At 46.5% G+C, this 327-nt stretch carries 1 protein-coding gene; it reads left to right on the top strand.

The features are described from left to right. Positions 1 to 327 (top strand): transposase (locus J4G02_01950; protein MCE2393358.1); only part of this gene is annotated, 327 nt, incomplete at both ends.

Genomic DNA, 327 nt, shown 5'->3' on the forward strand with positions numbered 1-327 from the left:
GTAAGATTGAACGGCAACGAGAGGACTTCCACTGGAAACTTGCACACCAACTGACTGACGCATACGACGAAATCCGTCTAGAGGCCTTAAACCTACAGGGCATGAAACCCCTCTGGGGTCGCAAAGTTAGTGATTTAGCCTTTGCCGATTTCGTTAAGAAATTAGTGAATGTTGCTTCCAAAAAGGGTGTCAAAATCAGGTTCATTGAAAAATGGTATCCCTCATCTAAGACCTGCTCGGCTTGTGGTACTGTGAAGGAATCGTTGAATCTGCGCGATAGAACATGGCAATGCAGGGATTGTGGCACTACGCACGACCGTGATAGAA

This window comes from Candidatus Poribacteria bacterium, from assembly GCA_021295755.1.
GTDB lineage: Bacteria > Poribacteria > WGA-4E > WGA-4E > PCPOR2b > PCPOR2b.